At 66.5% G+C, this 24,658-nt stretch carries 20 protein-coding genes; 9 read left to right on the top strand and 11 right to left on the bottom strand.

The annotated features are described in order from the left end of the window. The 6 genes from ABE485_RS28585 to ABE485_RS28560 form a co-directional block, all read left to right on the top strand. A partial coding sequence (locus tag ABE485_RS28585) for a DUF1295 domain-containing protein (RefSeq protein WP_346518634.1) occupies positions 1 to 623 on the top strand: 623 nt, incomplete at its 5' end. An 11-nt stretch (positions 624 to 634) separates the two neighbouring features. Beyond that, on the top strand, positions 635 to 1,717 hold the full coding sequence (locus ABE485_RS28580) for an SAM-dependent methyltransferase (RefSeq protein ID WP_346518633.1): 1,083 nt from the start codon (positions 635 to 637) through the stop codon (positions 1,715 to 1,717). 11 nt (positions 1,718 to 1,728) lie between these two features. Continuing rightward, positions 1,729 to 2,247 (top strand): lipocalin family protein, encoded by a 519-nt coding sequence (locus ABE485_RS28575; protein WP_346518632.1) that lies wholly within the window; start codon positions 1,729 to 1,731, stop codon positions 2,245 to 2,247. A gap of 139 nt (positions 2,248 to 2,386) precedes the next feature. Then, positions 2,387 to 2,893, top strand: a complete 507-nt coding sequence (locus ABE485_RS28570; protein WP_346518631.1) for a sigma-70 family RNA polymerase sigma factor — start codon at positions 2,387 to 2,389, stop codon at positions 2,891 to 2,893. Positions 2,894 to 2,900: 7 nt separating this feature from the next. Beyond that, on the top strand, positions 2,901 to 3,893 hold the full coding sequence (locus ABE485_RS28565; protein ID WP_346518630.1) for a FecR family protein: 993 nt from the start codon (positions 2,901 to 2,903) through the stop codon (positions 3,891 to 3,893). Positions 3,894 to 4,162: 269 nt separating this feature from the next. Continuing rightward, positions 4,163 to 6,514: a TonB-dependent siderophore receptor gene (locus tag ABE485_RS28560; RefSeq protein WP_346518629.1), complete on the top strand. Its 2,352-nt coding sequence runs from the start codon at positions 4,163 to 4,165 to the stop codon at positions 6,512 to 6,514. A 245-nt stretch (positions 6,515 to 6,759) separates the two neighbouring features. On the opposite strand, the gene ABE485_RS28555 is transcribed toward ABE485_RS28560, so the two are convergent. The 11 genes from ABE485_RS28555 to ABE485_RS28505 form a co-directional block, all read right to left on the bottom strand. After that, a complete protein-coding gene (locus ABE485_RS28555) occupies positions 6,760 to 9,114 on the bottom strand; it encodes a TonB-dependent siderophore receptor (protein ID WP_346518628.1) in 2,355 nt (784 codons plus the stop codon). A 200-nt stretch (positions 9,115 to 9,314) separates the two neighbouring features. Next, positions 9,315 to 10,268 carry a FecR domain-containing protein gene (locus tag ABE485_RS28550; protein ID WP_346518627.1) on the bottom strand — a complete coding sequence of 318 codons (954 nt, stop codon included), beginning with the start codon at positions 10,266 to 10,268 and terminating at the stop codon, positions 9,315 to 9,317. A 94-nt stretch (positions 10,269 to 10,362) separates the two neighbouring features. Further along, a complete protein-coding gene (locus ABE485_RS28545) occupies positions 10,363 to 10,872 on the bottom strand; it encodes a sigma-70 family RNA polymerase sigma factor (RefSeq protein WP_346518626.1) in 510 nt (169 codons plus the stop codon). A 229-nt stretch (positions 10,873 to 11,101) separates the two neighbouring features. After that, positions 11,102 to 13,630, bottom strand: coding sequence for a TonB-dependent siderophore receptor (locus tag ABE485_RS28540; protein ID WP_346518625.1), 2,529 nt, complete (start codon positions 13,628 to 13,630; stop codon positions 11,102 to 11,104). A 104-nt stretch (positions 13,631 to 13,734) separates the two neighbouring features. Continuing rightward, positions 13,735 to 14,748, bottom strand: coding sequence for a FecR domain-containing protein (locus ABE485_RS28535; protein ID WP_346518624.1), 1,014 nt, complete (start codon positions 14,746 to 14,748; stop codon positions 13,735 to 13,737). Positions 14,749 to 14,756: 8 nt separating this feature from the next. After that, positions 14,757 to 15,266 (bottom strand): sigma-70 family RNA polymerase sigma factor, encoded by a 510-nt coding sequence (locus ABE485_RS28530; RefSeq protein WP_346518623.1) that lies wholly within the window; start codon positions 15,264 to 15,266, stop codon positions 14,757 to 14,759. A 152-nt stretch (positions 15,267 to 15,418) separates the two neighbouring features. Continuing rightward, positions 15,419 to 16,201, bottom strand: a complete 783-nt coding sequence (locus tag ABE485_RS28525) for an enoyl-CoA hydratase/isomerase family protein (RefSeq protein WP_346518622.1) — start codon at positions 16,199 to 16,201, stop codon at positions 15,419 to 15,421. A gap of 30 nt (positions 16,202 to 16,231) precedes the next feature. After that, the gene (locus ABE485_RS28520; RefSeq protein ID WP_346518621.1) at positions 16,232 to 17,224 is read right to left on the bottom strand and encodes a Bug family tripartite tricarboxylate transporter substrate binding protein; all 993 of its coding nucleotides are present in this window, start codon (positions 17,222 to 17,224) and stop codon (positions 16,232 to 16,234) included. Between the two features lie 75 nt (positions 17,225 to 17,299). Further along, on the bottom strand, positions 17,300 to 18,880 hold the full coding sequence (locus tag ABE485_RS28515; protein ID WP_346518620.1) for an AMP-binding protein: 1,581 nt from the start codon (positions 18,878 to 18,880) through the stop codon (positions 17,300 to 17,302). 40 nt (positions 18,881 to 18,920) lie between these two features. Then, positions 18,921 to 19,697: an enoyl-CoA hydratase/isomerase family protein gene (locus tag ABE485_RS28510; RefSeq protein ID WP_346518619.1), complete on the bottom strand. Its 777-nt coding sequence runs from the start codon at positions 19,695 to 19,697 to the stop codon at positions 18,921 to 18,923. Positions 19,698 to 19,888: 191 nt separating this feature from the next. After that, positions 19,889 to 20,743, bottom strand: coding sequence for an IclR family transcriptional regulator (locus ABE485_RS28505; protein ID WP_346518618.1), 855 nt, complete (start codon positions 20,741 to 20,743; stop codon positions 19,889 to 19,891). Between the two features lie 341 nt (positions 20,744 to 21,084). Between ABE485_RS28505 and ABE485_RS28500 the strand changes: the two genes are divergently transcribed. From ABE485_RS28500 to ABE485_RS28490, 3 genes are read left to right on the top strand one after another with little or no spacing between them, the layout of a single operon-like run. Continuing rightward, complete coding sequence (locus ABE485_RS28500; protein WP_346518617.1) at positions 21,085 to 21,996, top strand: hypothetical protein; 912 nt, start codon at positions 21,085 to 21,087, stop codon at positions 21,994 to 21,996. A 2-nt stretch (positions 21,997 to 21,998) separates the two neighbouring features. After that, positions 21,999 to 23,603 (top strand): hypothetical protein, encoded by a 1,605-nt coding sequence (locus ABE485_RS28495; protein ID WP_346518616.1) that lies wholly within the window; start codon positions 21,999 to 22,001, stop codon positions 23,601 to 23,603. Next, a complete protein-coding gene (locus ABE485_RS28490) occupies positions 23,593 to 24,504 on the top strand; it encodes a glycerophosphodiester phosphodiesterase (RefSeq protein WP_346518615.1) in 912 nt (303 codons plus the stop codon). The genes ABE485_RS28495 and ABE485_RS28490 overlap by 11 nt, the downstream gene beginning before the upstream one ends. Positions 24,505 to 24,658 lie beyond the last annotated feature (154 nt).

Here is a 24,658-nt window from a genome sequence, read left to right as displayed (position 1 = left end):
CCGGGCTGCGCCCCCCCCCGGGCGCGGGCACCCAGCCCGCCAGGCTCGCCCTGGCGTTGATGGCGGGGGTCTGGTCGCTGCGGCTGGCGTGGCATCTGTGGCGCCGCGTGCGCGCCGGCGAGGACGGCCGCTATCGCGCGCTGCGCGAGCACTGGCATGGCCACCAGGGCAAGTTCTTCGGCCTGTTCATGTTCCAGGCCGGGCTGGTGATGCTGTTCTGCCTGCCATTCCTGGCGGTGGGTGCCAGCTTGGCGCAAGGCTGGCCCGTGGCGCTGGGGCTGCTGATCTGGCTGGCCGCCTTGTCGGGCGAGGTGATCGCCGACCGCCAGCTCGACCGCTTCCGCGACAACCCTTCGAACCGTGGCAAGACGTGCCGGCAGGGCTTGTGGCGCTATTCGCGGCATCCGAACTACTTCTTCGAGTGGTGTCATTGGTTCGGCTACGTCGCCCTGGCGTGGGGGTTTCCGCTGGCCTGGCTGGGACCGGTGCTGATGTATGTATTCCTGCGCTGGATCAGCGGCATTCCTTTTACCGAGCAACAGGCGCTGCGCACCCGCGGCGACGACTATCGCGACTACCAACGCCGCACGCCGGCTTTCTTTCCCTGGTTCCCGAGATCCTGACGAGGCATGCCATGACGACCGCCCTCTTGCACGACACCCCGTTGCCCGCTGACCGCCCCGCGCCCGGCCTGCTCGGCCTGGCCGAGCGCGGCCTGCTGCCCGATGCGCTGCTGCGCCTGGGCATGCGGCGCCTCTGCGCCGAGCGTCTGTCGCAGGAATACGCCGGCGGCATCGAGGCCTGGACCGCGCGCGACCGCCAGCTCATCGCCGGGCTGCGCGCCAGCGCCGTCGCCATCCATACCGACGCCGCCAACGCCCAGCACTACGAGCTGCCGACCGCGTTCTTCCAGCTTTGCCTGGGCGCGCGCATGAAGTATTCGAGTTGCTATTACCCGACCGGCGGCGAAACCCTGGACCAGGCCGAAACCGCCATGCTGCGCCTGTATGGCGAACGCGCAGAACTTTCCGACGGCCAGGACATCCTGGAACTGGGCTGCGGCTGGGGTTCGCTGACGCTGTGGATGGCCGAACAGTTTCCCAACGCCCGCATCACCGCGGTGTCGAACTCGGCCTCCCAGCGCCAGCACATCGAGGCGCGCTGCCGCGAGCGCGGCTGGTCGCATATGCGTGTGGTGACCTGCGACGTCAACGTCCTGGCGTTGCCCGCCGCCGGCTTCGACCGCTGCGTCTCGGTGGAAATGTTCGAGCACATGCGCAACTACCAGGACCTGATGGCGCGCATCGCGCATTGGCTGCGTCCCGGCGGCAAGCTGTTCGTGCACATCTTCGCGCACCGCGAACGCGCCTACCCCTTCGAGACCGACGGCGCCGGCAACTGGATGGGACGGCACTTTTTCACCGGCGGCATCATGCCGTCGGCCCATACGTTGCTGCACTTCCAGCAAGACTTGCGGCTTGAGGAGCGCTGGTTCCTTGATGGCACGCATTACGCCCGCACCGCCAATCATTGGCTCGCCAACCAGGACGCCCGCCGGGAGCCGGCGCGGGCGGCACTGTCAGAGGCCTACGGCGCGTCCCTGGCCGGCTTGTGGCACCAGCGCTGGCGCATGTTCTGGATGGCGTGCGCCGAGCTCTTTGGCTACGACGACGGCCAGCAGTGGGGCGTGGCGCACTACCGTTACACGCGCCCCTGAGGAGAACGATCATGTTGCGAACCCTGTGTATCGGCGTGGCGGCGCTGCTGGCCGGCTGTGCGTCGCCGCCGCCCATGCCGCCCGTGGCCCAGGTGGACCTGGACCGCTTCATGGGCGACTGGTATGTGATCGCGCACATTCCCAGCTGGCCCGAGCGCAACGCCTATGACGCGGTGGAAAGCTACCGGCTCCTGCCGGACGGCCGGGTGCAGACGGACTTCCGCTACCGCGACGGCAGCTTCGAGGCGCCCATCGACACCATGCACCCCGTGGCCACCGTGCGGCCCGGCACCGGCAATGCGGTGTGGGGCATGCAGTTCATCTGGCCGATCAAGGCGGAGTACGTCATCGCTTATCTGGACGAGCCGTACCAGACCACGATTATTGGCCGCTCCAAGCGCGATTACGTCTGGATCATGGCCAGGGCGCCGTGCCTGGACGACGCGGTGTATGCGGACCTGCTGCGCAGGGTGACGGCGCTGGGCTATACGGAAGCGCCGCGCAAGGTGCCGCAGCGTTGCGACCGGTGATCCGCTTGGGTTTCCCGGACCGCGTCTATGCCTGGGTTCATGTCAATCGATAGGGCCGATTAGCACGTTTGAGTCGACTAAATGAGAATTATTGCTAATATTCGGTCTTTCATGCGTTTGCCTGCCTTCGAAGCCCTGCATGTCGTGCCCCCCAAAGTCAAAGAACAGCTGGCTTGCCCACTATCGCGAGCTGATCGGCGCATGGACGCGGCGTACCGGCAATCCGCATGATGCCGAGGATGCCACGCATGACGCCATCCTCCGCGTGCTGGAAACCGACGCCGGCGCATTGGTCAACGCGCGCGCCTACCTGCATCGCAGCGTACAGAACCGGCTGATCGACACGCATCGGCAGTCGCGGGTGCGGGACCTGGTGCCTCTGCATGAACTGGAGGAGGGCGAGCATCCGCTGCTGACCGATCCGGATGCCGCGGCGCGCACTGCCCAATTGCTGGCGTCGTTGAAGGCCGGGCTGGCCGAGCTGCCGCTCAAGTGCCGTCAGGTATTCCTCTGGCACAGGCTGGAAGGATTCACGCAGGAAGAAATCGCGCAAAAGTTGGGGATCTCGGTCAACATGGTTGAAAAATACATGATCCGGGCCGTTCGGCATCTTCGGGATCGGATGCAAAACCATGCTCCCCATTAAGCACGCCATGAATACCGACAACTCAACCATTCCGACCGCTGCCCGCGACGCGGCTGCCTACTGGTTTGCGCGTGTGCATTCCGGGAATTTCACCGTGGCGGAACACGAGCGTTTGAAGCAATGGCGTCAGGCGCATTCCGACAACGAGCGCGAGTATCGGGCGCTGGACGAAATCTGGCAGGCGACGACGCTGTTGCCGGAAGCCGACTTACGGGAATTGCTCGAGGCGCCGGCACGGGGTTCGGACGTGGGCCGCCACACGCGCCGGCGCTGGCTGGCGGCGGCGGGCGCGGTATGCACCGTTGCGGTGGTGGGCGGCGTGCTTGTGAACGGTCACACGCTGGAATCTCCCGCTCACACCATCCGCTACACCACAGCGAAGGGGGAACAGCGCAACGAAGTGCAGCCGGATGGCTCAAGCATTCAGATGAATGTTTCCACCGAGCTTGTCGTGCGCTATTACGCCACGCGCCGCACTGTCGAGCTGGTGCGCGGGGAAGCCACGTTCGCAGTCACGCCCGACCGTGATCGGCCATTTCTGGTGGACGCTGGCGACGTGTCGGTCAGGGTCACGGGCACGGTCTTCAACGTGCGCCGCGACGAAGGGCGCGTGCTGGTGGCCGTGCAGTCCGGAACCGTGGAAGTCACGTCGGGGCGCTGGTGGAATCGCGACAAGGCGATGCTGACAGCCGGCATGACGGCGCAGGCCCAGCCGGGGCAGGACCTCGTGGTCAAGCCGGGCGATGTGTCGGCGTTGACGGCCTGGCGCCTGGGCAAGGTGGTGTTTCAGGACCAACCGCTGGAAGACATGGTGCGGGAGATGAACCGCTACCTGTCGCAGCCGATACACCTGACCGATAGCAAGCTCAAGCGCCTGCGGATGGCGGGCGTGTTCAACATCCAGGATGCGGATGGCTTCTTGCAGGCGCTGCAGGACAACCTGCCGATCGCCGTGCGCAGACGGCAGGATGGCGGCGCGGATCTTTCCCTGCTCCGTTGACCGCGCCCGAAGGCAGGTCCCGTCCTTTCTGAAAACGAGAATCGATCCCGTTACAAATTAATCCCGAAATCCGTTCAGGGTTTTTCTGGGGCCGTCCGTCGTACTCAATGTAGGGGCAGCTATCGGCGTTGACCGGCTGCCCCGCCATGATCCTTTGGCCAAAGGGACGAGGCGTCGCGCGCGCTTGATTTCGCTACCAGGAAAAGCTTGTGATTCACCGGATTTCTTTCTCTATCCCCAACCGGGGGAAAGAGCGCCACGCATCCCGTATGGTTTCAGCCACGTTGACCACGCTGGCCTTGAGCATCGCGCTGGCGCTGACGGCGGCTCCGATGACAGTACGCGCGCAGGACGCCGCCACGCCGATCGACATCCAGCAGCACACGTTGAGCGATGCGCTGCTGCAACTGGGGCAGCAGACGTCGCTGCAGTTCATCTACACCTCTGACCTGGTGCGCGGCATTCCGGCACCCGCAGTCTCCGGGACGATGACGCCCGAGGACGCGCTGCGCCGCTTGATCGAGGGCACGGGCATCGATTTTTCGCGCTCGGGCAACACGATCAATCTGCGTCGCGCCGGCGGCACGACGATGCTGGCGCCGGTGGAAGTGACGGGAACGTTCAATTCGGCCACGGAGGGCACGGGCTCCTACACGGCCGTCGGACCCAGCCGAACCGCAACCGGGTTTGACCTGTCGTTGCGCGAAACGCCGCAGTCCGTCACGGTAATGACGCGCCAGCGCATGGACGATTTCAATCTCTATACCTTGTCCGATGTGCTGCAACAGACACCCGGGGTGGCTGTTGACCGCCAGGGGGATGCCTTCAACTTCACGGTTCGCGGTTCATCGGTCAACATGCAGGTCGACGGCATGCGGCAAAAGGCGAGCGGATGGTTTGCGAACTCGCAGACGCAGTTCTCGATGAACGACATGGTCGAAATCGACCGTATCGAGGTGCTGAAGGGTTCATCCGGCCTGATGGCCGGCGACGGCGCCTATGGCGGCACGGTCAACCTGATCCGCAAGCGCCCCACGCACGATTTTCAGGCCAGCGTGGGCGTTGCCGCGGCAAGCTGGGACAACTACCGCGCCGATGTCGACTTGAGCAGTCCGATCAACGAAAGCGGTTCCGTGCGCGGGCGGTTGATCGCCGCTGCCACCGACGGCAAAAGCTTTATCGACAACGTCGACACCAACAGCCAGACGCTGTTCGGCACGGTGGACGTGGACATAACGGCCAGCACGCTGTTGAACGTGGGATTCACCCATCGCCGCCGCGAATTCTATGGCGCGGGCAGCACGTCCATGATCCAGGCGTATGCCGCATCGGGCGAATATCTGGGGATGAAACCTCGTTCGTTCAACGTGGGCGCCCCGTGGTCGGGTTACGAACAGGAGTCCAACACGCTGTTCGCCAGTTTGCGGCACGAGTTCGCCAATGGCTGGGTCGCCACGCTGAAGGGCAGCCTGGACAAGACCGAGAATCCGCATGGGGAAACCGGCATATGGTTCACGGCCATTCCCGACGTGGTCGACTTCGGGTGGGCACGGGATTACGTCAACCGCAATCGCAGCGCGTCATTCGAGCTGCAGGGGCCCGTCAACCTGTTTGGCCGCACCCATGAACTCCGTTTCGGTGCAGATGCTTACCGCACGTCCACCGATTCCTATGCCGGCAGCCTGCGCCGGACCAATCTTGGGCTGGATTATTCGGAAGGGGGCGCGGCGATCGTCAGGCCTGATCTCGACGCCATTCCCATGAACAACCACAGCTACTTCAGTTCCAAGCGGCGCTCGCTGTATGCGGCGGGCCTGTTCAGTGTGGCGGATCCGGTCAAGCTGATCGGCGGCGTGCGCATCACCGACTACGATCAATTCGACGAGACGCCCTACGCCTACAGCAACAACGACCTGAAAGAGCATGGCGTCATTACGCCGTATGGCGGCCTGGTGGTCGACGTCAGCAAGAACGTATCGGTGTACGGCAGCTACGCAAGCATCTTCAATGCCCAGAATGCCCGGGATGCCCAGGGCAACACGATCGATCCCGAACAAGGCATCACCTACGAGGTCGGCGCAAAAGGCGAGTTCTTCGACAACCGTCTGAACGTCAGTATTGCGCGCTTCTGGATGAAGACGGACAACACGGCCGAGGAAACCGGCGAGGTGCGCCCGACCGGTGAAACCATCTACCGGTCAGTGGATGGCGTCACGCGGCGCGGATACGAATTGGAGATGTCTGGGGAAGTCGCGGCCGGCTGGCAAGTGCAGGGCAGCTACGTCATGAACAGCAGCAGCCTCAAGACGTCGGACACCGTGCCCAAGTACCAGTTCAAGCTGGCAAGCAGCTACCGGCTTCCCGGCGCGCTGCAGAATCTGACCGTTGGCGCCGCCGCGCGTTGGCAGAGCAAGACCGTGGCGGGCAAGCTGGAGCAGCCGTCGTTCTGGCTGGTGGACCTGATGGCGCGCTACCAGGTCAATCGGAATCTGATGATCGGCGCCAACGTCAACAACCTGTTCGACAAGGTGTACATGTCGGGCATGCGTGATTTCGGCCGGGTGCAGTACACGTGGGGCGCGCCGCGCAGCGTCAGCGTCAACATGCGCTATCAGTTCTGATCGACGGTTCTGGTGTCTAAGAACTTCGACGGCCCGCATGGTAAAAACTTTGGCTGAACATTGAGTACGAGCGGCGATCATGCCTGCGGCATCGTTTCGCAGTCGATCGGCGTCGCAGGCTTGGGCGGCGGCGGGCTGCGCTTAACGCGTCCGCCCGAGTTCAAGTTTCAAGCGCGGAAGGCCCATGCGATGGCATGGGCCTTTTTTATTCATGAAGCGGACGCGGGAACCCCGCTTCATCCGTCTCAATACTGATACCGCAGCGTCAGCATCACGCTGCGCGGTTGCCCGTAGTAGTTCTGCCGCGACGCGCCGCCCAGCTTTTCATAGTACGTGCGGTCGAACAGGTTATCGACCGTGAGCGTGCCCTCGACGTGCCGGTTGTAGCGATAGCCGATCTGCGCCGATACGACGGCATAGCTGCCTTGCTCCCAGCGCACCTTGCCGCTCTGCAGATAGTTGCCGCTGTTCCACCGCACGCCCGTGCCCACGCTGAAACCCTGCAGCGCCGGCTGCGTAAAGCGGTAGCGGGTCCAGAGATTGATGGCGTGACGTGGGGTGATCGTGCTGTACGAAAGTCCTTCCGTGCCTTCGGCCGCCTCAAGGTATTTGGTCTGCGTGTAGGCATAGCCCGCCACGATGTCCCAGTTGGGCAGCAGCAGGCCGCTTATCTCGGTCTCGAAGCCCTGGCTGCGCACCTTGCCGGCCGCCACCGAATACATCGGATTGTCCAGGTCGCTCATCGCCCGGTTGCGGTCCACGATCTGGAACAGCGCGGCATGCGCATTGAGCGAGCCGTCCATGAACGAGCCCTTCAGGCCGGTTTCGATCTGGCGTCCCACGCGCGGCGACAGCGTGTTGCCTTGCGCGTCGATTTCGGTCTGCGGCTGGAAGATGCTGGTGTAGCTGGCGTAGGCGGACACCTGCGGCGTCAGGTCGTACACCAGCCCGGCATACGGTGAGGGGCGCGCGGAGATGCGCGTCGTGGTCTGGCTGAAGTCGCCGAAATACTGGTTGGCGTTGCGCGCGTCGCTTTTCCACCACGACAGGCGGGCCCCCGCGATGAACTTCAAATGGTCGGTCGCCTGGATGTTCGCACGCGTGTACAAGCCGAACTCGCTCGTGCGTCCGTCATTGCCATTGACCTGCTCCATCTCGGGCAGGGGGATATCGATGACCGGTTCGTACACGTTGGTCGGAAACACCGAGCCGCCGCCATAGTTGAATTGCTTGCGCGTGTAGCTGTAGTCGGCGCCCACCAGCAGGCTGTGCTCGCGGCCGAAGGCTTTGATGGGCAGGTTCACGTGGGCGTCCGCGCCCGTGGTTTTCCAGTGATTGCGGTAGGACCAGGCGATGAGGTTGGTATCGCCGTTGAGCGGATTGACGGCCCGGTTGGGCCAGGTGGTCAGGCGCGTCGGCGTATCGGTGTCGCGATGGAACACGCTTGCCTTCACAGCGCCGCCGCCCGCCAGCCGGTGCTCCAGGTCGGCAAAAACCTCGGTCGTTTCCTCTTTGATGCGGTTCCATTCCGCGCTGAGATTGGTGCCGCGGCGCACGTCGAGCAGCGAGCCGTCGGCATAGGCCGGCAGGCCGAACGCCGGCGTGGTGCGGGAGCGTTGATGCGTGATGCCGGCCGCCAGCGTGGTATTGGGCGTGAGGTCGGCCTCGATGATGCCGTAGAGGGTGGGGCGCTCCGAATCCACCCGGTCCACGAAGGAGCCGCGATCTTCGTACGCCGCGATGAAGCGTCCGCGGAGTTTGCCTTCGCTATCGAACGGCGTGCTCAGGTCGGCCACCGCCCGGTAGTAATCCCACGATCCCACGCTGGCCTGCGCGCCGAAGGCGAATTCCTGCAGGGGGCGCTTGCGCACGAGATTGACGCTGCCACCGGGCTCGCCGGTGCCTTGATAAAGGCCGGACGGGCCACGCAGTACTTCGATGCGGTCGTAGATGGCGAGGTCGAAGCCCGCCGACAGGTTGCCGGCCCCGGCCGGCGCGCGCATGCCGTCCACCTGGATCGAATCGAGCGTATAGCCGCGGGAAATGAATCCGGAAATGTTGCCGCCGCTCGAAAGGGTCTCGACGGTGATGCCGGTCACATTGCGCATCGCGTCCGACAGGCTGTTGAGGTTCTGGTCATCGAGCTGCTGGCGCGTCACGACCGACACCGACTGCGGAATCTCCCTGAGCGTCTGTGTGCCCTTGCCCAGGGTGACCGCATTGCTGGTGTAGGAGCCGGTTCCTTCGCTGGTGGCGCGTTCCGCCGCGCCCGTGACGGTCACGGCCTCCAGCTGGGTGACGCTGCCTTGCGACGTGGCCTGCAGGGCATAGGTCCCCGCCGCGCTCGGCACGGCGCGATAGCCCGTGCCCGCAAGCAGACGATCGAAGCCTTGCTGAACGCTCATGTCGCCCGAGATGCCCGGGCTCTGGCGGCCTGCCAGCCAGGCGGGGTCGTAGACGATCTGCACGCCGGCTGCGGCGGCATAGCGTGCCAGCACGGTATCGAGCGAACCCGCGCCGATGGACACGGCGCGCACCGGCGAGGCCTGCGCCGCGCCGGCCGGCGCCGCGGACTGTGCGCCCGCTGTCGCGCTCGCCATGGCCGTGCACCAGAGCGCCGACCAGATCATTGCCTTGCGGGAGCCTCTGCCCCGCGCTGCGCGTACACGTGCCATCACTCTTTCATCCTTTCATCGTCAAGCTGGAAGCGCCCGCATCCCCTTGATGCGGTCTCGCTTCCTACTCCGCACGACAACGAAAAAGTGATCACCCCGACGCAAATTATTTTTCTCGCGGTGGTTCAAGCGCCTGCCGGCCCGACCGATATCCAGTAACGCGTCACACGCTGCACGGTGATCGGCAGGCGTTCGGCCAGGGCGCGCAGGGCCGCATCGGTATCGCGCAGGGAAAGCGCGCCCGACACCCGCAGGTCGGCGACCTGGGGCGAGCAGCGCAGGAAGCCCGGGCGATGACGCGCGAGTTCCGCCACCACATCGGCAAGGCGCTGGTCGCGCACGACCAGCATTCCCTGCTCCCAGAGCGCCGCGCCGTCGTCGACCGGCGCGAGCGCGCCGGCCTGGCCGGCCGTGAAGCTGGCGCGTTGCCCGGCGTCGATGCGCAATGGCGCGGTGTGCGCTGGCTTGGCCAGCACCGCGTGCTCGAACACCATGACCTCGGTGCGGTCGTCGATTAAACGCACCGAGAAGCGTGTACCCAGCGCCTGGACCTCACCCTGCGGGGTCTGCACCATGAACGGCCGATACGTAGACGGCTTCTCCTGGCCCGTGGTCACCAGCACCTCGCCCGCCACCAGCACCAGACGGCGCTCGGCGGTTCCGTAGCGCACGTCGACGGCGCTGCCGCTGTTCAATACCAGCCGCGTGCCATCGTCCAGCACGCGCGTCAGTTGTTCGCCCGCGGCGGTGCGCAGATCCGCGCGCCAGGCGGGCGTTTCTCGCCAGGCCATCCAGCCGGCCGGGGCCAATACGCCCAGCCCCAACGCCGCGCGCAGCACGGCACGGCGGCCCTGCTTTTTGCGGGTGGCGCGCAGCACGCTGTGTCCGATCGGTGCGGGCAGTCCTTCGAACGCGCCCAGCACCTGCTCGGCGCGCGCCCAGGCCTGCGCATGGGCCTCGCCTTGCGTAAGCCAACGCTCGAACGCCCGTCGCGTGATCGCATCGGCGGGCTCGTAGCGCAGGCGGATCACCCAGTCGGCCGCCTCCTCGAGAAGCATGTCGCTCGTCACTGCCGTCATGGCGTCGCTACCCCGACGGGTACGTCTGCAATCGCCGCTACAGGCTGGCCGCGTCGCAGGGCCCAGCCGCCCAGGCAAGTTGTCGGCAGCGCGCTCATGTGGCGACGGTCATGCAGGCCATCAGGGCCTTGCGCAGATGGCGCCGCACCGTGATCACGGGCTTGCCGGTCTGCTCGGCAATCTCCTGCAGCGTCAGTCCGTCCAGTTGCGCGAGCAGGAACATGTCGCGCGTGGCCGTGGGCAGGCGCTGCAGCATGGCGTCGATCGCCACCAGCGTCTGCACGATCATGAGGCCCGTTTCCGGTGGCGGCACTTGCGGCTCGGGCAGGTGCGCGATCGCGTCCAGATAGGCCTGCTGCACCGCGCGCCGGCGCCAATGGTCGACCAGCAGCCCTTTGGCGATATGCGTGATCAGCGCGCGCGGCTCCTCGCGCAACACGGGTGGCCGGCGTGCGGCCATCAGCCGCACGAACGTGTCCTGCGCCAGATCGGCCGCGTCGCCGCTGTCGCCCAGCTTGCGATGGAGCCAGCCTTGCAGCCAGCCATGGTGATGGCGATAAAGCTGCTCGACCGCGGGGAGGGAAAGGGAGTCGGAAGATTGCAAGATGCCCAGCAGTCTACCGAATGCGAATAAGAAATACTATTAATTGGAGCGACTGAGTGGGCGCCGGCGCGGCGTGCGCGCAACAGCCGGCGTCATGTCAGGCCGGTAGTTCCTCCCCGGGGCTGGCGGCCGTCCTGGTGTCCACGACGGCCGGGGGGTATGCAGTCGAATCTGCGTAACGCATTGATTTTTATAGAAGTAGGGGTTCCGTCTTCAATGGGCTTGGACTTCAGAACTGGTAGCGCGCCGTCAGCATCAGGTTGCGCGGGTCGCCATAGACGTTGCTGGGGAAGCTGACGCTGCCGGACAACGCGTTGTAGTACTTCTTGTCGAAGACATTGTTGATGTTCAACTGCATGTCCAGCTTCGGCGTCGCCTGCCAGCCCACCACCAGATCGGTCACGGTGTAGGAACCCTGGCTGATGCGGAAGGGCACACCGCTCGTGGTGCCCTTGTTGTAGATGGCGTCCTGGTGGTAGATCGAGCCGCCGATGCGCCAGCCCTGCAGGGGGCCGGACAGCCGGTACATGGTCGACAGCTTGAACAGGTGGCGCGGCGTGTCGGTGTCGAAGAGCGCGCCCACGTTGCTGGCGTTCGCATCCTTGCGGTAGCGCGCGATGGCCACCGTGTACCCGGCGCTGACCTGCCAGTTGGGCGTGATGGCGCCCTGCACCTCGAACTCCACACCCTGGCTGCGCACCTCGCCGGCGGCCGAATAGCAGGCGACGGTCGGGTAGCCTGCGCACTGGGTCTGGTCGGTGCTGCGGAAGGCGCGGTTTTTCTGGTCCATGCGGAACACGGCTGCCGAGGCGTTCAGCGCCCCGTCGAAGTATTCGCCCTTGATACCCATTTCGTAGTTCTGGCCCACCACCGGATCCAGCAGATTGTTGCTGGCGTCCAGGTAGTTCTGGGGTTTGAAGATGTCGGTGTAGCTGGCGTAGAGCGAGTGCTGGTCGTTCAGGTCGTAGATCAGGCCGGCGTACTTCGTCAGCTGGCTGTTGATGCTGTAGCGGTTATGCGCAGTGACGGATGGGGTATTGGAGGCGAAGTTCGGATAGGTGTTGACCGTGTCGTCGTAGTCGAACCAGTCCAGCCGCCCGCCCAGAATCAGCTTCAGCCGGTCGGCCAGATTCAGGCGCGTCGTGGCGTACACGCTTTGCTGGGTGATCCTGGCGTCCATCCAGTCCCGCAGGGGGATGTGGGGATCGGCAACGGCGCTCGGGTCGAAGTTGTAGAGGTCAAGGTTGCTGTTCAGAACCAGGCCCTGGCGGCTGTTGCCGTCGAAATCGACGTTGCGGTAGCTGGCGCCCAGGACCAGCTCGTGCGTGCGGCCCAGCAGATCGAAGGGGCCGTTGGCGTACAGGTCCACGCTGCTTTGCTTTTCCTTGTGGGCATTGCGCGCACCCAACTGGCTGTACCTGCCGGTGGCGATGCTGTAGCTGAGGTAATGGCCTTCCATGTCGACATCGGCCTGCGCGTAATAGGCCGACAGGTGCATCCGCCAGCCGTTGGCGAACCGGTGGTCGAGGCCCGCGAAGGCCGAATCGGTGGTTTTGTTCCAGTGTTCCCAGTCATTGGCGTAGGACGTGGACCGGGGCAGTCCCAGATCGCTGCCGTCGCGGCCCACGGGAAGGCCGGTGAAGCCGTTGCCGTGCAGCCGGTTCTCCTGGTGCAGCGCGCTGAGCGTGAGCGTGGTGGAGGCACCCAGATCCTTCTCCAGGATTCCGTAGAACGTCTGGCCATCGCCGCTTTCGCCGCGCTTGTAGCTGCCGTTGTCCTGCGTGGCGATCACCGCCCGGCCGCGCAGGCTGCCGTCCTTGGACAGCGGGCCGGAAGCGTCCAGCTCTGCCCTGTAGCGGTCCCAGCTGCCGGCGCTTGCGGCGAGGGACACTTGCGGCACGTCGGTAGGCCGCTTGCGCACCAGGTTGATGGCGGCCGACGGGTTGCCTGCGCCCTGCACCAGTCCGGTGGCGCCGCGCACGATCTCCACGCGGTCGTAGATCGCCATGTCGGTGGCCAGCAGGTCCTGCGACAGATTGGAGCTGTCCAGGCCCACGGGCAGGCCGTCGTACATGATGTTGTCGACGTACATGCCGCGCGAATAGAAAGACGCGCGCTCTGGCCCGAAACGCCGGAAGGTCAGGCCGGTAGCGGTCTGCACCACGTCGTTGATCGTCGCCAGTCCCTGATCCTGGATGCGTTGGCGGGTGACGACGGTGACCGACTGCGGCGTCTCGCGCATGGACAGGTTCAGGCGTGTGGCCGTGCTCATGCTGCCGGTGGTGTACGACTGCGTGCCCTCGGTCGTGCCGAGGGCCGCCGTGGCGCCGGTCACGGTGACCACGGGCAGCGTGGCGGCGTCGGACGCTTCGGTGGCGCGCGTGTTGTCGACACGCAGCACGAAGGCGCCGGTGTCCAGTTGCACGGCCTGAAGGCCGGTGCCGGCGAGCAATCGGGCCAGCGCGCCGGTGGCTGGATATTGGCCATTCAAGCCGGCCGTGTGTTTGCCGTCGGTTTGTTCAGAGGTGAAAGTCAGCATGATGCCGGCCGTGCTGGCCAGCTGGCGCAGGGCGGGAGCCAGCGGCCCGGCGGCAATCCTGAAGTCGGCCAGGGCGGTGTCGGCTGCGGCTGCCGCGTCCTGGGCGTGCGCGGGCGCCGGGGCGCCGGCCGCGAGGGCGACGTTCAGCGCCAGGGAAACCAGCGCAATGGCAGACGGATGTGCGCGCCCGGAATCTTGGGCACGGAGCAGGTTCGGCATGTTCTTCCTCTTGATTGGACCTTCGAGAATTCCGGTCCTCATGAGGTAGGTGCCGCGAAAACGCCAATCGGGCAGTCGATCCGCAAAAAAAACTTTCCAGGGCCCTAGTCGGCGGGCACGACCGTCGCCCAGTAGCGGGTGCGCCACTGCACGCGGACTGGCAGCACGCTGGGCAGCGTGGCCAGGATGCGGTCGGTGTCGGCCAGGGGGAAGACCCCCGAAAGGCGCAGCCCGGCAATCTGCGGATCGACGCGCAGGACGCCCGGCCGATAACGATCCAGTTCGGCCAGGAAGTCGCCCAGCGGCTGCTCGTCGGCGACCAGCTGACCGCGCGCCCACGCATCCGCGTGCTCATCGGCCCGGCGCGGCGTCTCTACCGCATCGCGGCTGAATTGCGTCTGCTCGCCGGCGTGGACGACGCGTGCACTGCCGGCCCCCGTGCCGGGAGTGACTTCCACCGCGCTTTCCTGGACCGCCACACTGGTCCGCCCGGCGCGCTGTCGTACGGTGAACCGGGTGCCCAGCGAGCGGATGCTGCCTTCGGCGGTCGCCACCAGCAGCGGCCGGGGATCGGTCAGCTCCGGCCCGTGGCGAGTGGCGATCATGATTTCGCCGGCCACCAGCAGGATGCGGCGCTGGTTCGCATCGAAGCGCAGATTCACCGCGCTGTCCGTGTTGAGCGTCAGCCGGGTGCCGTCCTCCAGCGTGAGGCGGCGTTGCTCGCCGGTATTGCTGTGGTAGTCGGCCATGCTGGCCTGCCAGGCGCCGGAGCGAGACGCGAGAAGCCCGGCGCCCGTGGCGATTCCGCCCCACAGCAGCATTCGGGTGGCTCGTCGGCGACCGGCCACGGTCGGCCGGCCGGTCGCGCCGTAGGACGACAGGGCCGCATAGGCAGGCGCGCGTTCCAACGATTTCATCCGGCCCGTGACGGACTCGACGTGCTGCCAGGCAGCTTCATGGTCGGCATGCGCCTGGCGCCATTGGCGCCATTGGTGCTGCTGCTCGGCGCCAGCCTCTCCGGACATCAGCAAGGTGAGCCAGTCCGCCGCTGCATTTGCCGTGGCCCGGCTGATGATCCGGCCGTCGGGCAGGGTCAGGGTGTCTTTTGGGGAGACCATGAAGTCAGTCAGCCCAGCGCGAACATGCATTCGCGGTTGGCCCGGGTCAGATATTGCTTTACCGAACTGGTCGAGGCGCCCAAGCGCTCGGCGATCTCTGCGTAGCTCAGTTCAAACAGGTGCGCCAACAGAAAGGCTTCCCGCACCTTGGCAGGCAGGCCATCGAGCACGCGGTCGATCTGCTGCAGGCTCTCGACGGCCATTAACCGCATTTCCGGCGACGGCGCCACTTCTTCCGGCAGGCTGGCAAGGGCCTCGAGATAGGCGGTTTCGAGCAATTGCCGGCGGTGCCGGTGCGCGAGGAGCCGACCTGCGACTGTCGCCAGGAACGGACGCGGCTTGCAGATCTCGGAAGTCGCGGTCTTGCGGTCCAGCAGGCTCAGGAAAGTGTCCTGCGCCAGGTCGGCCGCCGTGAACGTGTCGCCGACTCGTCTGCGCAGCCAACCTTGAAGCCACGAACTGTGCTGGACATAGAACCCGGCCAAATCGTCGGTAATGGATGGATCCTGGGCAGGCATGAGGACAGAACAGGGGGAGCTTGTATGCAATGAGAATTGATCTCATTATACATGCGCGACTGATCGAGCCGGCAGCCCCGCCATCGAATAAGGACGGGGGCAGGGGGCGCGTCTGTCCGCAGGGCTGATAGCCCGCCCATGCTTCCCGCCGTTCAGCGCCCGACGAAAACCGGCTTTCTTTTCTCGGCGAAGGCGGCCGCGGCGTTGCGGTAGTCGTCGCTCTGGTTGGCCTGGTCGGACAGCGCCTGGATGCCCGCCGCGTCCTCGGTCAGCGTGCCTGCCGAGATCGCGTTGAGCTGGAGCTTGGTGCCGGCGATCGAGAGCGGCGCGTTGTCCATCATGTCTGCCCCGAACGCCAGCGCGCCGGCCACCGGATCGTCATGGAGGGCGTCGATGAAGCCCGCCTGGCGCGCCGCGTCCGCGTTCACGAATTCGCCTGTGTAGAGCCAGCGCCGCGTCTGGCTCACGCCGATGAGCTGCGACAGGCGCTGGAGCTGGACGGTGGGGTAGACCAGGCCCAGGCGCGCCACCGGCACGCTGACCCGCGCGCTGGCGTCGCCCACGCGGAAGTCGCAGCACAGCGCCAGGCTTGCGCCGCCGCCGACGCAAACGCCGCTCATCGCCGCGATCACCGGCACGGGCGCGGCCTGGACGGCCGCGAAGCATTCCTGGATTACTGCGCGATAGGCGTCGGCGCGCACCGGGGCGGACAGCGCCTCGCGAAACGCGAGGATGTCGTCGCCCGCGCAGAAGTGGCCCTGCGCGCCGGTCAGCACCGCCAGCCGCAGCGTGCGGTCTTCGGCAAAGGCGCGGAACACGTCGCGCAGATCGCGCCAGGCCGCCAGGTCGCAGGCATTGCGCCGATGCGGCCGATTGATCGTGACGACGGCCACGCGGCCCCCGTCACGGCTTTCCACACGAATTTCAGATGCCAATGCCGTCTCCCGTGCCGCGTGCGCGGCGTATCAGTTCAGCTTGATGTGCGTGGCATCCACCACGCCGTTCCATTTTTCGACTTCGGTCCGCAGCGCCGCATCGGCCTGGGTGGTGTCGGTGTAGACCGGGACCACCCCCTGCAGCCGCAGCTTTTCGGCCAGCGCCGGCCCGTCGTGAAGCCGCTTGAGCGCGCCGTTGAGCGCCTGCACGACCGGCTCGGGCGTGTCGCGCGACACCAGGATGGCGTACACCGAAGACGCGGTGAAGTCCGGCAGTCCCTGTTCGATCAGCGTGGGCGTATCGGGCAGCGATGCCAGCCGGCTGCGCGCGGCCACGCCCACCGGCACGATGCGGCCGCCAGGCAGATTGGCCAGCGCCGTCGGGGCCGTGGCGAACATCAATTGCACCTGGCCGGCCAGCAGGTCGACCATGGCGGGCGCGGCGCCGCGATACGGCACGTGCAGCAGCTCCAGTTTTTCGCGCAGGCGGAACATCTCGGCGATGGCGTGCTCCATCGTGCCGGGGCCGGAGGAGCCGTAGGCGAACTCGCCCGGCGCCGCCCGCACCTTGCTGACCAATTCGGGCAGCGTCTTCACGCCCATGCTCCGGTTCACCACCAGCACGATGGGAAGCTCGCCCACCACGCCCACCGAGCGGAAATCCTTGAGCAGATCGAAGCCCACGACCTCCTTGCCCATCAGCCGGCTGTTCAGCACATACGACGTGGTGGGCGCCATCAGCAGCGTGTAGCCGTCGGCCTTGGCGCGCCGCACCTGCTGCGCGCCGATGTTGCCGCTGGCGCCGGCCTTGTTCTCGACCACGACGGTCTGGCCGAGCTGCTCGCCCAATGCCGTGCCGAAGATGCGGCCGACCACGTCGACCGCGCCACCGGCGGCGAACGGCACGATCAGTGTGATCGGGCGTTCCGGATATTGAGCCTGCGCCGGCAATGCCGCCAGGCCCAGTGCGCCGGCGGCAAGCCAGGCGGCGCAACGCGACTTCCAATTGAAGATGATGTTCATAGACTTCCCCTTGATGCGGTGCGCTCTCGCGCCCGCGGATTCTGATGCGTCCTTTGAACTGCGGTGGTTGAACTGCTATTTGCCGACTCGGTGACCCGAGGCCAGCAGATCCCACACGCCGGCCGTCTGGCGCGACAGTTCCTTTTTCTGGATCCGTTGCGTCGGCGTCTTGGGAAATTCGTCGATGAAGGCCACGAAGCGCGGTATCTGGTAATAGGGCAGCCGCGGTTCGCTCCAGCGGATCAGGTCGAGCGGCGCCAGCGCACGGCCCTCGCGCAACCGCACGAACAGCTTGAGCTCGTCTTCGCCCAAGTCGCTGGGGACTCCCACCAGTGCGGTCTCCTCGATATCGGGATGCTCGGCGATCACGCGCTCGACCTCCCAGGCCGAGATGTTGATGCCGCGCCGCCGCAGCATGTCTTTCTTGCGGCCGGCGTAATAGAGGAAGCCCTGTTCGTCCTGGCGCGCCAGGTCGCCGGTGCAGAACCACTCGCCGCGGCGCGCCTCACGCTCGGCCTCGGGATTGCGGAAGTAGCCGAGGAACCCAAGACCGGGCACGCGGGCGCGCACCGTGATTTCGCCGCTCTCGCCGACGGGCACGGGTTCGCCGTCGTCGCCGGCGAGTCGCACGTCGTAGTAATCGAGCGGCTTGCCCACGGAGCCTGCGGGTCCGGCGGGGTTGACGGTGACGAAGGTGATCAGCTCCGACAGCCCGTAACCCTCGCGCATCTCTACGCCGAAGCGCTGAGAGAACGCCTGCCATAGTTCGGGCGGGCAGCCGCCGCCCCAGGCGATGCGCACGCCGTGGTCGCGATCGTCCGCGCGAGCAGGCTGCTTGAGCAGCATCGGAATCACGGTGCCGAGGTAATGGATGTGCGTGACGCCGTAACGGCGGGCGTCGTCCCAGAAGCGCGACGCGCTGAAGCGTTCCACCATCGCAAGGCGGGTGCCGCCCAGCAGCGCCGAGATGATCACCGCGACGCCGGCGCCGTGGTGCAGCGATTCCCACAACAGGAATACGCTGCCGGGCGCGGCGCCGGTCAGCCGCAGGATCGCGAGCGGTCCCGCGCGCAGGGTGCGGTCGGACTTCAGCACCCCTTTGGGCGCACCCGTCGTGCCTGAACTCGGTGTGAGCGCAAGGATGTCGTCGGGGCCGGGAGCGACCGGCAGCGGATCGGCCGGCGTGTCGAGATAGCGTTCGAATGCGCGAGAACCGTCGGCATCCGGGCCCGGCCCGCCGCGCCACAGCACCCTGTCGAGCCGGTGCAGCTCGGGCGCCAGCGCGCTGGCGTGCTCCGCGTCGGCGATGAGGGCGCGCGGCGCCAGGTGTTCGAACAGGTGCGTGAGCGACGCGCCCTTCAGGTGCACGTTCACAGGCACCCTCACCAGGCCAAGCGTGGCCAGCGCGAAGATGGCGACGATATGGTCGGGATGGCTGGGCAGCATCAGCGCCACGCGGTCGCCGGGGCGCAAGCCTTCGCGCCACAGCAGGTTGGCCAGGCGCAGCACGCGTTCGTGCAGCATGGCCAGCGTGAGCGGCTCGTCATTGAAGAGGCAATAGACTTCGTCCGGCGCCTCGGCGGCGCGGCGCGCGATGAGCTGCGCGAGGGTTTCGTCGGAGGCCGACGGGATGTCGATGTGAGTGTCTGCGGTCATGATGCCAAAAGCGGTCGAAGAGTCCAATGGCGCGGCCACGTCAGTTGGCAGCCTGGCCGCGCTGCTGGCGCTGGGCAAAGAAGGCCTGCATCATGCGGGCGGGCTCGCCGCTCTCGTACGATTCGTGGTGCAGGCGCGCGGCCGCCTGCATGGCGTCGCGAAAGCCTGCCTCGGTCATTTCCTGGAAGCGCTGCTTGTCCAGGCGCAGCGCCACGGGCGGCTTGGCCGCGAGTTCGGCGGCGATCGCCAGCGCATGCGCGCGCACCTCGCCCGCCGGGACCAGATGGTGGATCAGGCCGAGCTGGTGGCATTCGCGCGCGTCCATCATGCGGCCGGTCAGCGTGAGCTCGATGGTGCGCGACAGGCCTAGCATCTCGCGCATGATCCACGGACCCGTGACGCTGGCGATGCCGGCATTGATCTCGGGCTGCCCCATTTTCACGCCGTCGTGGCCCACGCGGATGTCGCCGAGCAGCGCCACCTGGAAGGCCGAGCCGGCTGCCGTGCCGTTGAGCGCCATGACCAGGGGCTTGGGAAAGCTGCGCAGCAGGTGGTAATAGGTTTCCCATTCGCCGATCCACGTTTCGGCCCGGGCGCCGTCGAAGTCGCGCGCTTCATTGAGGTCCTGGCCCGCGCAGAAGGCGCGATCGCCCGCGCCCGTCATCACCAACGCGCCGACGGCCGGATCCGTCGCGGCGTCGCGCAGCACCTGCATGATTTCTGCGCGCATCGGCGTATGCCAGGCATTGAGGCAGTCCGGCCGATTCAGCGTCAGCACGGTCACGTTGCCAACGCGTTCCAACTTGATGAAGTCCATGGTGTTCGTCCTTTGCGAGTGCGTCCGTCGCCCCTGGCGACAATAATTACATAGCAATTTGCATAATTACTATTTAATTTGTATCGATCATACGACGGATTTTTTCACGCATGTACCGAGGGATTTCCCGAGGACGAGCGAATGCCAGGGCAATTAAATTGCCATTCGATTTTTTTAGGGGGTGGGTAGTGTTACGCCGCGATGAGGTCGCGAGCGGCCTGGGTGACGAGCGGCAGCAGGCGGGTGCGCACGGCGTCCGCGTCATGGCGCGCGGCAAGCGTGGACAGATTGATGGCGGCGATCGTCTGGCCGCGGGCGTCGATCACCGGTACGGAGATCGACACGCTGCCCTGTCCGAGGTTCTTCTCGGTCATCGAGTGGCCCTGCGCACGGGCCTTGGTGAAGAAGCTGAGGATTTCGTCGTCGTCGCGATCGCCGAAGCGGGCGCGCACGCCGGCCGGCATGGCGGCGATCCGTGCGCGCAGCGCCGCGTCGGGAAGATGCGCCAGCAGCACCTGCCCGGACGAGGCCGGCATGGCCGCGAAGCGGCTGCCCACCGGCAGGTTCACCGACACCGGGTGCACGCTGGGGATGTTGCCCAGGACGATGATCTCCTCGCCCTCGAGTTCGACCCAGGAAACCGATTCGCCGGTTTCCCGCGCCAGTTCGACCAGATGCGGCCAGGCATGCTGCAAGGGCGCGTTCCCGCCCAGCATGGCGCCGGCCAGGCCGACCAGCCGCGCCGACAGCCGATAGCTTTTCGCGCCCGCCAGCCGTTGCAGATAGCCCAGCCGGTGCAGGGTGTAGACGAAACGCTGGGTCGCGCTGCGGCCCAGGCCGGTGCGTTCATTGAGCTCCAGAATCGACAGCGCCTGGTTGTCGCGGTCGAAGCTTTCGAGCACGCGCATCGCCTTTTCTACCGACGCCACGAACAGGCGTTCGTCCACCTCGTCCTCGCGGGCGATGTCGGTGGCGGGGGCGGCGGCGGAGGTAAGCGGGGTGGTGGACACGGTCGGACAGGAAGCGCTCTGGGCCAGTGAGCGCACAGTGTACCGTCCTGCGACGACGGCAATTGGCGGCCGACACGGCGATGTCGGCCTTCGATGGCGATGCGCCACAAAGGGGCGCGCGCCCGCCGGCGTCGCGTCGACGCTGCCTGCGGCACGACGCGCAACGGCTGCGCGGACAGGCCTCCATTTCGGTCCGTCGGGCAGGCGGCGCGCGCGGGCGCGGGCAGGCGCAATTGAAACAAGTCTGGTCCTGCATTGTAACTTTGCGATACATTGCAGGGCTTTGACGGAAAGGGCGCCTTGCGGGCGCCTGGTTTCCAGCCTTCACCATGATGTCAATGCGCCTGCTCGTATCCCGTTCGTTGATCCTTCGCCTTGTGACCGGTTTACTGTTGCTCGCGGGCCTGTCCGCCTGCGCCGTCAAGACCAATTCGCGCGGCAACTTTGTTTATGGCGTGGACACCGCCGCGTTGTTCGGCACCGAGATCGGCCAGTTTCCCTTGCAGGACGGAGGGCAGGGCACGCTGCGCCGCGAGGGCAAGAACTTCTCGGTGAAGCTGTCGGGCAACCAGCGGGTGGTGCCCTTGAACAACGTGGAGTCGGCGCGCGTCGCGCGGACGGAAAACGTGGGCCCGCGCACCGTGGTCGTCATCGAGACGCAGCGGCGCAATTGCGATTACCGCTACACCGTGTTGGCCATCGAAGGGTCCGACGTGCTGTCGTGGGACCTGGGCAATTGCCGGGACCGGCCGGCGGTGCTGGTCCAGGATGACCGCAGCGCCATGACCTTCGATTTTCCGAAGGGCTCGGTGATTGAACGCTTCGTCTATACCCAGGACGGCCGGATGCGCCGGGGCGATGTGAAGACGGTGGCGGGCATGAATCCGCGCGCCAGGCCGTTTGCGGATGAATCGCTGTATCCGCCCGGTTATATGGATTCTTTGCGGCTGCATGGCGTCTACCCGCCGCCCGCGGCGCCTGCGGCTCGGTCGGGCAAGGCGGCCCGGCCCGGCGGCGGCTCGCGGTCCGGGCGGAGCGCCACGCCGGACGCGCCCGCAGCGGTTCAGACCCGCGCGCCGGCCGGCAGCGCATCGGGCGGTAACGCATCGGACAGCAACGCCGCCGGCGGCCGGGTCGTTCCGCCGCCGCCGCAGCGCGTGCCTGCGGGCGACGCGCCCATCGCGGCTGCGGGCGCTTCGCCGCGCACGGGAGCGGCATCGCGCGTGCCGGCCAAGCTGGATCTGCCGGAAGAGGAAATCACCTCGACCCGTCTGGACCTGAGGGATTGACCGTGCGGCAAGCCCAGATTCGCCAGATCCTTTTCCTGATCGTCCTGACGGTCATCTACCTTAGTTTCGAACTCGGCTTCAACGCCCGGCTGCTCGACGTGGTGGGCAGCCGCGCGACGCCGCACGACATCGAAGAACTGGAGTTCTTCGGCCGCACCCTGTCCGGCATCGCCGCCGCGCTGGTGGTGCTGCAACTGATGTTGACCCGGCGGCTTGCCACCGGCGGCCGGCCGTCCTATCTGAAGATCGCCGTCGCCTGCGTTGTGACCGCGCTGCTGGTCTTCAGCGCCATCAAGCTGATGGTGAACGTGCTTGTCGATACGCGCGACGGCGAGTTCCGCCGCATTGCCACCAACTCGGGCTTGCTGCAACGGTCGCTGGTGCAGGGCGACCTGCAGCTGGATGGACTGGTTGACGACGATGTCTACGCGCGGCCCGAGGGCAAGGCATTCCTGGCGGTGTTCCAGGTGCTGCTGTCCAACATCGACAACCTGGACGAAAAGGTCGAACCGAAGAAGCGCCAGGTCATTCGCACCGATCTGCAACGCCAGATGAAGACGTTCACGTTCGATGGCCGCGAAGTCCGCATGACGGCGCCGGGCATACGCGGTTATCACCAGGTGTACTCCAGCGTGATGGAGTCCGTGGCCGAACGCTGGAAGAAGTATGCGGGCGTGCCGGTAGCGTCCGATATCGGCCTGGCGCGCGAGCAGGATCGTGCCTGGAGCGACTACCGCCGCAACCTGTCGCGCCGCGGCTGGACGCCCGAGAATGTGCCGGCGCGCTATCAAGGCCGGGTCGTGCAGGACGTGCGCAAGCGCATCCCCGTGCCGGGCGGCTGGCAGACGCATGACCGCGCCACCTTCAACGAGGCGGTGGCGCAGCAGTACTGGAAGACCATGCGCAGCCGCACGGTGCATGTGGAGGGCGACGCCATCCCGCCGGGCCTGTCGTACGAGGACTTTGTTGCGCGTCCTGGCGTGCAGAAGCTGTTGCGCCAGACCCTGATGGTGCCGGCCACGATGAATGTCGCGCCCAATTACACGGACGCGGCCGGCTTCAAGCGGCTGTACGACGGCATGCTGGACCGGGCCGTGGACGAGGCCATGCCGCGCTTTTCCGCCAGCAGCACGGATTTCGGGCGCGGCGGCCAGCACTACAAGCTGGGCGAAGACGCCGCGCGCGCGGCGATCGTGCCGCCGGTCGCGCTGCTGTGTTCGCTGCTGGGCGCGGTGGGTCACTTCGCCAAGCTGCTTTACCTGATCGCCAAGCTCATCGTCTGGCTTCGCACGCCGGCGGGCCAGCAGCCGGGCCGCACCGCCACCCGCGCGGCGGGCCTGGCGCTGGTATTGACGCTGGCCTGCGTCTGGACGGCGTTCTCTTTCATGCAGAACGGCGTGACGCAAAGCGAACTCTTCCAGCAGATGTCGCGCGTGGAAGGCGGCCGCGATGACGAGACGATCGGCCAGGCGCTGCGGCGCCGCGTGCTGGCCAATGTGGCGCATGTGGTCGTGGTGGGGCAGGCATATACCTATCCCTTCAACGAAGCCGTGCGCACGCACCTGCTGGGCGGGATCAAATACGGATACCACGGCGATGCAAGCTAGGCGTCTGATCGCGGCGCTGCTTGCCGCCACATTGCCGTGGTCGGGCGCCAGCGCCGCCTGCCTGGGCATGCAGGTGCACGCGCATCGCGGCGCGCCCGCGCTGCCTGAAAATTCGTTGGCCTCGATCCGTGCGGCCTATGCCGGCGCGTGGGATGGCGTCGAAATCGATATGCAGCGCCTGAAGGACGGCAACTGGGTGCTGCACCATGACCTGTTGACGGGCAGGACGGTGGGCGGCGTCGGACGCAAGGCGGTGCTGCAACTGTCCAGCGCCCAATGGCGCGATGCGACGCTGACGGGCCCGGGCGGCGGGACGCCGCCGCCATTCCTGGACGACGCGCTGCGCGTCGCCGCCGCGCAGCCCGCCAAGACATTCAACGCGGAGCTGAAGGTCGTCTACCGCGACTGCGCGCCCGTGTCCAAACTGGTGGCCGGCATGACGGCGGCGCTGCCGCATGGCAACTGGATGATTACGTCCGCCTTTGCCGACGCGCTGCGCTGCGTGCGCGGCACGGACCGGCAGGGCTATCTGGGCCTTATCGTCTTCGACCCGCGCCATGCGGAATCGTTGGGCGGCAATCCGTTGGGCGGCACCCCGCTGGGCAAGTACGTGTCGCAACGCGCCACGGCGCCCAAGCTCACGCGCCAGTGGCTGGCCGATCTGGCGGCCAAAGTCGGCGCGCCCGTGGGCGTGCATGTGGACGCCCTGACGTTGGCCGCCAACCCGCGGCTGCTGCGCGACGCAGCGGCCCAATCCGTGCGCGTGTTCGTGTACGCGGTGGGCGGGGATGCGGCGCTGGCGCAGCAGCTGCGCGCCACGAAACAGCGCGAGGGGTATCTGCCGTCGGGCGTGATCATCGATGGCGATGCGCAGGCGTTTTGCCGCGCGGTGGGCGGATAGCGTACGTTCGCATTCGGGGGGCTTTGGTCAAGGACCCCTTGCGCAGCGGCGAGCGCGCCTGCTCGCCGCCGCTTCCGCGCTATCTCAGAAGCTCTCCCAATCATCTTCGGCCGGCTTGCCGCGCGTCGCTGGCGGCGGCGGCACGGGCGTGGCC

The sequence above is a fragment of the Achromobacter spanius genome (assembly GCF_039673305.1).
Taxonomy (GTDB): Bacteria; Pseudomonadota; Gammaproteobacteria; order Burkholderiales; family Burkholderiaceae_B; genus Achromobacter; species Achromobacter spanius_F.
Note: the sequence above shows the minus strand (reverse complement) of the source record. Positions and strands in the feature narration are given on the sequence as shown.